This window comes from Paraburkholderia sp. Clong3 (assembly GCF_050436485.1).
Taxonomy (GTDB): domain Bacteria; phylum Pseudomonadota; class Gammaproteobacteria; order Burkholderiales; family Burkholderiaceae; genus Paraburkholderia; species Paraburkholderia tuberum.
In genome coordinates, this window is record NZ_JBNDMH010000002.1 from 2,327,445 (window position 1) to 2,338,319 (window position 10,875).

Sequence of the window (10,875 nt, forward strand, 5' to 3'; positions counted from 1 at the left end):
CGAGCACCCTGCTGCATGCTTTCGTCGGCTTACGTGGCTTACGAAACGATGACCGCGCCGCCCTCTTCTGCCGCGCACTCGCGACTCACGCGCGGTATCCACGGAAAACGGACGGCACATGACCCGTGGCGTCGCGGCTGTGCCGATTACTATGACGAATAATTTGTAAGTAACGGTAAATGCGGACTCATGTCGGAACATCAGGAAATGTTGGACGTACAGAATACTGGGGGTACGATAGACTGGCCGGCCGGGAGGGCCGGCTCGCCAGCCGGTCGGCATATCGGTATGAATTCGCTGTTCTGTCATGGCTTTTCGCAAATTCTTTCAAGCGGAGAAACAAGATGTCGGCATCGCCCGAGCTTCTCGATTCACTTGCCGCGCAGCATCCCGAGATTGCAGAACTGATCGCTGAACGGGACAAGTATCGCGACGCGCTTCAGGTCAATATTCCGCACTTTTCGAATCTCGGCGACGTGCCTCCAGGCCACTACTATTCGCCGATCCCGTCGATCCCCGACATCAAACAGGACGAAGCACGGCTGTTCGGTCACGTCTCGCGCACGCTGCCCGGCATCGAGTTCAACGAAGAGGCGCAGGTGCGGCTCGTCGGCGAGTTCGCCGACAAGTACTACGGCGAAATGCCGTTCGAGCCGCACAAGAAAGACGGCCTGCGCTTCTACTTCGAGAACGTGATGTTCTCGTATGGCGACGCGACGTCGCTGTACTGCATGATTCGCCACCTGCGGCCGCGCCGCATCGTCGAGATCGGCTCGGGTTTCTCGTCCGCCGTTTCGCTCGATACCAACGACCTGTTCTTCGACGGCCAGATCCAGTGCACCTTCGTCGAACCGAACAATGAACGCTTGCTGTCGTTGCTGACCGAGAAAGACAAGGTCACCTCGAAGATCGTCAAGTCGCTCGCGCAGGACGTCGACCTGTCCGTATTCGCGGAGCTCGAAGCGAACGACATACTGTTCGTCGATTCGTCGCACGTGAGCAAGATCGGCAGCGACGTGAACCGCATCGTCTTCGAGATACTGCCGATCCTCGCGCCCGGCGTGCACATACACTTTCACGACGTGTTCCTGCCGCTCGAATACCCGCCGCAGTGGATCTACGAAGGCCGCGCGTGGAACGAAGCCTATCTGCTGCGCGCCTTTCTCCAGTACAACAGCGCGTTCGAAGTTGTCCTGATGAATACGTTCATGGGACACTTCCATGCGGACCTGATGAACGCGCGGATGCCGCTCTTCATGCGCAATCCCGGCGCGAGCTTCTGGATTCGAAAGACACGTTAGGCGCCGCGGCGCAAACGTCTCACATTTTGCGGAGATTGATAGATGACTTCGACGAACGCGCTCGAGCATCGCACCGAAGGCGCGTCCATGCGAGCCGGCTTGCAAGACGGGGGGCGCGCGATGAAGGTCGGCCGCATCCCGGTACCTGAGTTGCTACCCGGCACCGTGATCGTCAAGGTGGCGAGCGTCGGTATCTGCGGCAGCGATCTGCACGCTTACCGGAACGTCGACGTTCATCAAAGCTTTCCGAACGGCCACGAACTGAGCGGGACCGTGGTCGAGATCGGCGAGGGCGTGACGAGCGTGCGCGTCGGCCAGCGGGTGACGATCGACATGGTGATGGGCACCGCGTGCGGCAAATGCGAGTATTGCAATCTCGGCACGCCGATTCACTGCCGCGCGCGCGAATTTCCGTTCGGCGGCGGCTTTGCCGAATACGTGCGCACCAAGGAATCGGGCGTGTTCCCGCTGCCCGGTGCCGTCGACGATCAGCTCGGCGCCATCGTCGAGCCGGTGGCGGTCGGCATCCACGGGTGCCGCAAGATGCCGATTGCGCGCGGCTCGGTCGGCGTCGTGATCGGCGCGGGCACGATCGGCCTCGCGGCACTCGCCGCGGCGCTGGACGCTGGCAGTGAAAATGTCTACGTGGTCGCAAGACACGCGGCTCAGGCGCGCGCGGCGCTGGCGATGGGCGCCACCGCGATCCTGCCGGCCGATCGCGCCGAAGCGCTCGCCATGGTCGAACAGGCAACCGGCGGATTGGGCGCGCACTACGCGATCGAAGCGGTCGGCGGAACGGCCGACACGTTCGACTTCGCCTGTCAGTTCGTGCGCCCGCTCGGCCACGTGTGCGTGCTCGGTGCCTTCGATCACGGCTTCAGGAACATCGAAATCATCAAACCGCACATCAAGGAACTGACGATTCATCTGCCGAACTGCTACGGCTATATCGACGGTCAGCACGACTTCGCACTCGCGATCGATCTGCTGGCGCGCAAGGGCGATACGTTGCGCGCCATGATCACGCACGACCTGAGCCTCGATGACGTCGACGAGGCCTTTCGTCTGGCCAGCGACAAAAGTTCGGACTCCATCAAGGTGCAGATGCATACCTGATGGTGTAAGCGGTCTCGCGCAATGCAGTGAACATCGGTCATAACTGGAAGCTGTGCCGTCCAATACGAGGAGGCAACATGGCGAAGGAAGACAATGCTCCAAGCATCGATGAATTTCGAGATAAGCGGCGTTACCGTTTGCTGAAAGGCCTGAACGTCAAGGAAAGCGTCGGCGTGGAAATAGGCCCGCTTTGCTGGCCTCTCGTGCGACGCAGCGACGGCGGCGAAATCATCTACGTCGACCATACGGACACGCCGCACCTGCGAGAGAAGTACAAGGACGATCCTAATCTCGACATCGAAGAGATTGTCGATGTGGACGCGGTGTGGGGGCGCAACACGCTGCATGAAGCGATCAGGGGCCGCTATGTCGACTACGTGGTGGCCTCTCATGTCGTCGAGCATGTTCCAGATCCGGTGACGTGGCTCAGAGAGCTGGCCGCGGTCCTCAAACCGACCGGCGAAGTGCGTCTCGTGGTTCCCGACCGGCGCTTCACCTTCGACTATTTCCGCCGCGAAAGCCGCCTGCCCGAAGTACTGGCCAGCTATATCGCCCGTGCGCGGGTACCGCAGCCCTACTCGCTGCTCGATCATTGCCTGTCCGCCGCGGATGTCTCGGCCCACGAAGCGTGGCAAAAGCGGATCGACCCGCACTCGGTCAAGCGGCATCACACATGGCAAGGCGCGCTACATCTCGCACGCGACGCCTTCGAAAACGGCACCTATCACGACGTTCACTGCTGGGTTTTCACGCCGCGCTCGTTTGCAAAACTGATCGCCGATCTTTGCGAAATGGAGCTGATCGACTTCGCTTGTGAAGATTTCAACGACACGCTGCACAACGATATCGAGTTTTCTGTCGTGATGAGGCGCTCGCGCGATCGCGAATATATTGCCGACAGCTGGCGGCGAATGGAGCGCGAGGCCAGCGACTCGACGCCGGCCGTGCCGTTCTGGCGCACGCATCGCAAACTCAAGGAGCTATGCGCCGGACCGAACGCCCGTAAGAGCACGCCGCGCTTGAGCGGACAGCCCAGCGAACTGGACCCGGACGTAGCGGTCGAATTGCCGCCGGGTTTCAACGAGCAGGAATATCTCGCCGTCAATACGGACGTGGCGGCGGCGGGCGTGAACGCGGGTCAGCATTACCTTCAATATGGATGGCGGGAGGGGCGGGCCTTGCGGCCGGCCCCCGAGGCTCAGGCTGCCCCTGCTCCGGTCGCCATTGAAGCGAGGTAACGATCGAGACGGGGAAACGCTCGATGACCTAATGGCCGGGCGGGCTAGCAGGAATCTGTACCGCCCAGTTCGGCGCGACCTTTAGCGTATGCCCCTTGTCGTTCGCCGTAATGTTCCACATTGGCCATTCCGACGCGGGAAATCTCGTAGCGCTGGCCAGCAGGATAACGACGGCGAATCCCCCCGCTAATACCCGCGACAGCTTCGAACTCGACGTTGCGATCGACAGCAGCGCGGCCCAGAAAAAGAACAGCAAGGCAGGATAGATGTACCGGGCACCGAAGCCGTACCACTCCATGTGTACCGAGTACGGATTCGATCTCGCGGCGCCGAGCAACCAGATGATGCCCGCCATCGGCGCGAGCAGCAGACAGGCAAAAACCGCTCGCGATCTCGCCACGACGAACACCAAGACGATCGCCAGGATCAAGCCGGCGATTAGCGGAACGCTATCCGGGGACGGCAGCAGACTGCAAAACAGCTCGCGGATCATCCGGGAGCCATAACGCCACACATACGGCGCCGGACCGAAGTCGAGCGGCGGCGAGGCGTTCGTTGCGACCGCATAAACCTGCCCCGCTACGCCCGCGGTATAGACGGCCAGAAATCCAGTCTGACGATATGAAAACTTCCCACGACGCCGCGCGTAGATACAAGCCAGCACGGTCGGGCCGAACGTGATGATGCCAAAGGGGCCTGTCAACGCAATGACCGCAGCCGCCAAGGCCCGAACGCTATACCAGGATGTCGGCGGATTGAACAGGTTTTCCCACAGCAGAACGATGAGCGCCGGAAGCAGTATCCATTGAATATTCGTAACGTTCAGCAGCGTCTCGCCCGTCTGCGGGACCAGCAGAGGTCCGAGTGCGAGAAGTGCGGCGATGGGACGCGAGAAGATTCGAAACGCGTGAGCCATGTAGGCGCTCGACCCGGCCGTGATCAACGCACACGCCCACATGAAAAAGTACGGCGCCTCGTCGATTGGCGTCGTTTTCATCTGCAGCCACGCGACCAGACGCGGAACGACATGCCAATAGCCGGAATAGCCCTGGACGAATGACCGGATACCCAGTTCGTGCGCTTGCGCGATAAAGATCGTGGCGTCTTCGGCCCACAGAAAGCCGTGCTCGATGCGCTGAGGCGCCCGATACCACATGAGCAGCAACGCCCATAAAAACACGAGCAATGGGAAGAGGCGGGGTTTTTCTCGCTGCATATCCTGTAATTCAGTATTTTTTTGGACAAAAAGATGAGCAGAAGTCCACAGCCGACTCGAACATCGAGTCGGCCGTTATTGCCTCAAGCCGGCAGGCATGACTTCGCAACGAGTGTTGCAGGACTCATCAGGTCCGCGGCCCTTTTGCGCATGTTTGAATCTGCTGCTGCGTCCCCGCGGCGTCACTGCGCCGTAGCAGGCGGTAACCAGCGAAATTGAATGTGTCCACAGGAGCATAGGCCTGGCTCGCGAGCAGGCAATTCGCGCTTGCCTCGAAAGTCCCGAGCGGCTCATGCACGAGAATGTAATCCGGGCTGTACTTCGTGAGCCACGAGTAAAGATCCTTGCGAGCAATGTAGTCCGCGTTATAGCGATTGGTCAGACCGAGAATGTCGATGATGTACCGGTCGGAGTACCAGCCCACGGTTCCGATCTCGACGCTTGCAACGACCGCCTTGGCTGGCGTGTTAGTTTTTATCCATTCACCAATATTCTTGTATGCGTCCATCGGGCCGCGCTGCACGTTCGAGATACCAAAGCTGTGATAAACGAATCCGCTCGTGACGAGAAAAAACGCAAGGAACAGCGAGAGGAAAACAGAGCTCTCCCGGGACCGCTCGTACGTGAAGCTGAGCACCCTCCACGCGCCCACACCAACGAACAACAAGCCGAAGAGGAAGAATGGTGCGTAGTACCAGTGGTAATTCGGAATATGCAGAAACACATAAAACGAACCCAGCAGCACGAGATAGAGAATGACGAGCCACGCGATCCTGTTGCCGAGACTCGACAGCACGCCGACGAGACCGATCGGCAGCATGAACGCGAGCAGCCGGAAGTCACCCCCGAAGAAAGCGTCCTTCATGTACTGCACGTGGAGAAAAATCAGTCCCTCGCCCCAGTACCCCGACTTGCCCTGCCCGAGCTTCGCATTGCCGGTGGCCGGAAGAAACGCGCCGTAGTAGTAGTAGTTAAATATGAAATTGGCCGCGAGCAGAATGACCGGCGCGACGAAATACTTAACATGAGGCAGCTTTCTGTTCCTGATGAAGTAATCGACGACCACGACAAGGCCAAGGAACACACCTTCACTGCGCGTGATGAACAGCAGACCCAGCACCACACCCAGACCGAAAAATTGCTCCCTGCGATAGAGTATCAACGCGAGCGCGGAGAGGAACAGAAACAGCGAAGTCTCCATCCCAAAGGTGTAGTAAAAATAATTGAAGGAAACGACGATCAGCGCGCACAGCGTCTGTTCGTATTTTCCGCTCGCCAGCAGATGCGCTCCGGTGATCGCGGCCGCGCACAGGAACACGAACGACAAAAAGATCGTCGTATATTGCAAATTACCGGCCACGACGTTCGCCACGATCAGCAAGTAGGAATACAACGGCGACGTCAGCCCGTTGAAGCGATCGCCCGCGTTGTAGGTGAGCCCTTGCCCGTCAAACAGATTGCGCAAATATCGCAGATAGATCAGCGAATCATCGAGCTGAAAGTTGCGCGTCTGCCACGCGAGATAACCACCCACGGCAATGGTGACCACCAGTAGAAGCGCGTTCTCCGAAAGGTACTGTCTAAATCGTTGCATGTTCATTGGTCAATATTTTCTGATTACGCGCGTGCGGCAGCGCAACTACAAAAATCAATGCATTGCCCGAATCAGGCAAAAACGAACTTCTTGTCGAGCCGATATTTGACTATATAACCAATCACGAGGCCAATCACGCCGCCCGTAAAGCGGGCAGGCTCGGAATGATAGATCGCGTCCGCGCCGAATTCGAAGCCCCAGAAAATCGCCGTAGTTGCGAGCCCCATCACCGTGTACAGCAGAAAACTCTGTATGCCGTGCGACAGATCGCGATGCTGGTATCGAAAGATCCAGAGCTTGTCGAGTAAGAACTTCACCACCAGCCCGCCACCCGTTCCGATGACCACCGACAGCGGCACGCTGAACGCTCCCGAATAGGTGATCAGCGAGAGCTTCTGCAGACCGATATTCGCGGCGATCGAAACTGCCGCGAATATCGCGTAAAAAATCACGAGGCGCGACGCGCTCATGGGAGTTGCCGAGGAGTTCACGAAAGGCACACCAGGTCAGGAAGGTCGAACGAACATTCGCCGCGCCATGCGCTCGCTGGGCGGCGACGGTTGCCGTCGAGCACGGCAGACCCGTCGCGATGCATGCAATGGATCACAACGAGAGCCGCTTGAACACGCGGCCAGGAATAGAGCGAATGATCAGCATGATGCTCCACCAGAACCACGGGGTATAAATGACATCCCTACCCTTTTCCACCGCGCGCACGATGTCGCCCGCGACCTTGTCCGCGGTAGCAACAAGCGGTCCCGGCAAGGGAAGACCCGCTGTCATTGGCGTCGCGACAAAGCCGGGCTTGATCGTCAGCACATGCGCGCCCGCCTTGAACAGGCGCGCCCTCAGGCCCTCGCAAAACGCGGAGAGCGCTGCTTTTGCACTGCCGTACAGATAGTTCGACTGGCGACCGCGATCGCCGGCCACCGACGAAATGACCGCGATCGTGCCGCGCCGCTGCTGCTCGATCACAGTGGCAAAACGCGTCAGCAACGCGATGATCGATACGGCATTGGTATTGAACTCGCGGACCGCGACGTCGGCATCGTTCTGACAGTCCTGCTGGTCAGGCAGCGTACCCGGCGCCACCAGCACGATGTCGAGCGCGCCGAACTCGGCCGAACAACGCTGCATCATGGCGGCATGTTCACCGAGCTGATCGATGTCCAACTGCTGACACAGCACGTCTTGCGCACCACGTGCCTTGAGGTCGTCGGCAACCTGCTGGAGGCGCTCCATGTTGCGCGCGACGAGAAAGAACCGCGCGCCCTGTTTAGCCCATTGCCGTGCACAGGCAATGGCGATCGCCGAAGTGGCGCCTACGATAACGATGTTTTTCATACTCGAGTGGTTCGTTCCCAAAAGCGTGACAGCAAAGCCGGATCACGCAGCGCTTCGACCCGTTCCCACTGCGGATAGGCAGCGCGAAAATCTTCGCCCGACATATGCGCGTCCTTGGCGGGATACAAACGGCCGCCGCTCTCGCGCACGATCGCATCCAGCCGGTCGAAAAGCTTGCGATTCGATTCCTCGCGCTGCGGGAAGTCGAGCGCGAGCGAGGTGCCTTCGAGCGGAAAAGACAGCAAGCCCGGCGATTTGATGGCGCCGCAGCGCTTCAGCACGGCAAGTATCGACCCCGTGCCGCTGCGGGCAATCGCGTCGAGAATGGCCCGCGTTGCCTCGCGCGCAACGGCTGCCGGGATCACGCATTGATACTGCTGGAAGCCCGAGCGGCCATAGATGCGATTCCATTCAAGCAGGCTGTCGAGCGGATAGAAGTACGAGTCGTAACTCACCGTCGAGCGAAGCGCGTCCGCGCGTTGCCGCCTGTAGTACAACTCGTTGAAGGCGCGCAGGGTCAGGCGGTTGAAAACGGGGATCGGCGACGTGAACGGCACCGTACGCGTCTTGCGGCGTTCGACGTCGAGCCCCCCCTCTGAGGCGTGATCGCCGACCATGAAAATGCCTCTGCCCAACGCGGCATCACGGCTCTGACAGTCCACCCACGCCACGCTGTACTCATGCAGTTCGTCGAGCCGTTCGGACAACGCGAAGAACTCGTCGAGGTTGGCAAAGCGGATACTGGTCACGTCGAGCATGCTCGACCTGATCGGCATCAGCTGGATTTCAGCCCACGCGATCAGCCCCGTCATACCAAGGCCGCCGATCGTTGCGGTGAAGTACTCGGGGCGGAGGTCCGGCGTACATTCGAACTGCGTGCCGTCGCTTCGCAGCAAGGAGAAACGCCGCACATGCCGGCCAAACGTGCCGCGTACATGGTGATTCTTGCCGTGCACGTCGTTGGCGATCGCGCCGCCCAACGTCGCGTACTTCGTCCCCGGCGTCACGGGCAACATCCATCCACGCGGAATCGCCACGTCGAGAATCTGCTCGAGCGTCATGCCCGGTTCAGCGCGCAATACGCCGTTTTGCCAGTCGGCCAGAATCATCCGGTCCAGCGGCAGCGTCTGGACCACGTGCCCCGACGACGCGAGGCAACTGTCGCCGTAACTGCGCCCATTGCCGAAGGCAAGGGTCGTGCGCTGCGTGCCACCGACACTTCGCCATACCGCCGCGGCCGTATCACGCCAGGCGATCGGATGAGCCTCTTGCAGCGCGTACGGATAGCGCCCCCAGGACTGGACTTTGGACATGGCTAGATCGCCATCCAGAACACGGCACCGCATAGGGCCATGATCAGCCAGCTGCTCCGGTCTTTTGCCGCGAATATGATCGGGTCGTCATGCATGGAGCCGCGATGCGCGATGATCCACGTGCGGCTCACCCAGTAAAGCAGCAGAGGACAGGCCACCCAGATGTACTGTGGATGCCGATAGAGGCTCGCCGTATTGCCGTCCTGAATATAAAGCGCGAGAACTAGCACGGACAGATAGCCCGAGGCCGCGCCTAGTGACGAAATCAACGGCAGATCGCTCGCGACATAGCCGCGGCCGCGTGACTTCACGAGGCCGCGCTCCTTCAACGCGTGCAGTTCCGCATACCGCTTGACGAGCGCGAGGCTGAGAAAAATGAACATCGAAAACGCGAGCAGCCAGAACGTGAGCCGCGCATCGATCGCGGCGCTTCCGGCGATGATCCGTGTCGTATAGAGCAAGGCCAGCACAACCACGTCCATCATGACTCGCCGCTTCAGATAGAACGAATAGGCCAGCGTGAGTACGTAATATCCAAGCAAAACCAGCGCGAACTTATGAGGCAGGCAGAACCACGCGATCGCGCCGCCCACGACCAGCAGAACGGGACAGAGCGCCGCGCCCCAAACCAGCGGCAACGCGCCCGAAGCAAGCGGGCGTTTGCGCTTGGTCGGATGATGCCGGTCGTCCTCGAGATCGAGCAGATCGTTCAGCAGGTAGACGCTCGACGCACAGACACCGAAGGCAAAAAAAGCGAGGAGCGCGGCAATGACCAGCGCGGCGTCCGACAGTTGATGCGCCGCGAGCAGCGGAACGAAAATCAGCAGATTCTTCAGCCACTGATGCAGTCGCAACGACTTCGCCCACGTTCCCGGCCACGCGGAGCGTTGGTCGATGACGCGCTCGACGTTGCCCTGCTTGCGGGCCGCGCGCTCTACGCCACTCGACGGATTGATCACATAAGCACGCTCGGCCGCGGCCCAGACTGCGACATCGTCGTGCGAATTGCCCGCGTAGTCGAAGCCTTTCTCGCCGAACTCGGCCACGAGCCTGTCGCGCTTGCGATGCGCGGACAGATTGATGTCGCTATGCGTGGCGAAGGTTTTGTCGAATAGCCCAAGATGATCGGCAATCGCCTTCGCGTAGCGTTCATGGCTAGCGGTCGCCAGCACGAGCGACCGCCCGGCGGCCCGTTCTTCCTTCAGCCACTCGATGACCGTGGCGTCGTAGGGCAGGACGGTGACGTCGATATCGGTCGCTTCGGCCAAGCGGGCTTTGAGGCCGGCTTTGCCCCCGCGCAGGAGCCACAGAAGCGGCTCGTAGAACCGATGGGGAGCGGATCGGGTGAAAGCAAATCCGCATTCAATCAGGACGTCCGAGCGAATGAGAGTTCCATCAAGATCGACGACGAGTGGTTTGCTGCTCATTCAGTGAACCGCCGCAGGGCAGAAAAGAGTGTAGAAGGCACATGCGATGCCGTAGAAATTCGTTCTGGCGCGGCAGCGGGTCAAGTCGAACCACGAGGATCAATATCCGGACGGCGTAAAGCGGCATCACGCTACCATCTCGCGCCCTCCCCTACAACCCGCTGCCAATTTATTTGTCAACTTATCGCCGACTGATTTAACAACCCTGAGTTAACAACCCTGAGCCCGCAATATCTGTAACGAAGCAGAATAATCAGTGTACCGGGCTCGACCGCGCAGATAATACCAACATCTCGCATATAGGCCGAATTTGCGCAAACCAAGGT

General features: G+C 59.8%; 9 protein-coding genes. 3 read left to right on the forward strand and 6 right to left on the reverse strand.

Going from position 1 to position 10,875, the window contains the following annotated elements; translation table 11 throughout:
* Window positions 1-344 precede the first annotated feature (344 nt).
* From OKW30_RS14930 to OKW30_RS14940, 3 genes are all read left to right on the forward strand, one after another.
* Entirely contained in the window at window positions 345-1,301 is a 957-nt protein-coding gene (locus tag OKW30_RS14930) for a class I SAM-dependent methyltransferase (protein WP_184065161.1), read from the forward strand.
* Between the two features lie 42 nt (window positions 1,302-1,343).
* Window positions 1,344-2,417, forward strand: a complete 1,074-nt coding sequence (locus OKW30_RS14935; RefSeq protein ID WP_429346999.1) for a zinc-dependent alcohol dehydrogenase — start codon at window positions 1,344-1,346, stop codon at window positions 2,415-2,417.
* Window positions 2,418-2,494: 77 nt separating this feature from the next.
* A complete protein-coding gene (locus OKW30_RS14940; protein WP_429347000.1) occupies window positions 2,495-3,655 on the forward strand; it encodes a methyltransferase domain-containing protein in 1,161 nt (386 codons plus the stop codon).
* A gap of 28 nt (window positions 3,656-3,683) precedes the next feature.
* On the opposite strand, the gene OKW30_RS14945 is transcribed toward OKW30_RS14940, so the two are convergent.
* The 6 genes from OKW30_RS14945 to OKW30_RS14970 form a co-directional block, all read right to left on the reverse strand.
* Entirely contained in the window at window positions 3,684-4,871 is a 1,188-nt protein-coding gene (locus tag OKW30_RS14945; RefSeq protein ID WP_429347001.1) for a hypothetical protein, read from the reverse strand.
* Between the two features lie 127 nt (window positions 4,872-4,998).
* A complete protein-coding gene (locus OKW30_RS14950) occupies window positions 4,999-6,465 on the reverse strand; it encodes a hypothetical protein (RefSeq protein WP_429347002.1) in 1,467 nt (488 codons plus the stop codon).
* Between the two features lie 71 nt (window positions 6,466-6,536).
* On the reverse strand, window positions 6,537-6,935 hold the full coding sequence (locus tag OKW30_RS14955) for a GtrA family protein (protein ID WP_184065146.1): 399 nt from the start codon (window positions 6,933-6,935) through the stop codon (window positions 6,537-6,539).
* Window positions 6,936-7,068: 133 nt separating this feature from the next.
* Window positions 7,069-7,809, reverse strand: a complete 741-nt coding sequence (locus tag OKW30_RS14960) for an SDR family oxidoreductase (RefSeq protein WP_429347003.1) — start codon at window positions 7,807-7,809, stop codon at window positions 7,069-7,071.
* Window positions 7,806-9,122 (reverse strand): FAD-binding oxidoreductase, encoded by a 1,317-nt coding sequence (locus OKW30_RS14965; protein ID WP_429347004.1) that lies wholly within the window; start codon window positions 9,120-9,122, stop codon window positions 7,806-7,808. Before OKW30_RS14965 ends, OKW30_RS14960 begins: the two co-directional genes overlap by 4 nt.
* 2 nt (window positions 9,123-9,124) lie before the next feature.
* Window positions 9,125-10,549 (reverse strand): UbiA family prenyltransferase, encoded by a 1,425-nt coding sequence (locus OKW30_RS14970; RefSeq protein WP_184065141.1) that lies wholly within the window; start codon window positions 10,547-10,549, stop codon window positions 9,125-9,127.
* Between the last annotated feature and the right edge of the window lie 326 nt (window positions 10,550-10,875).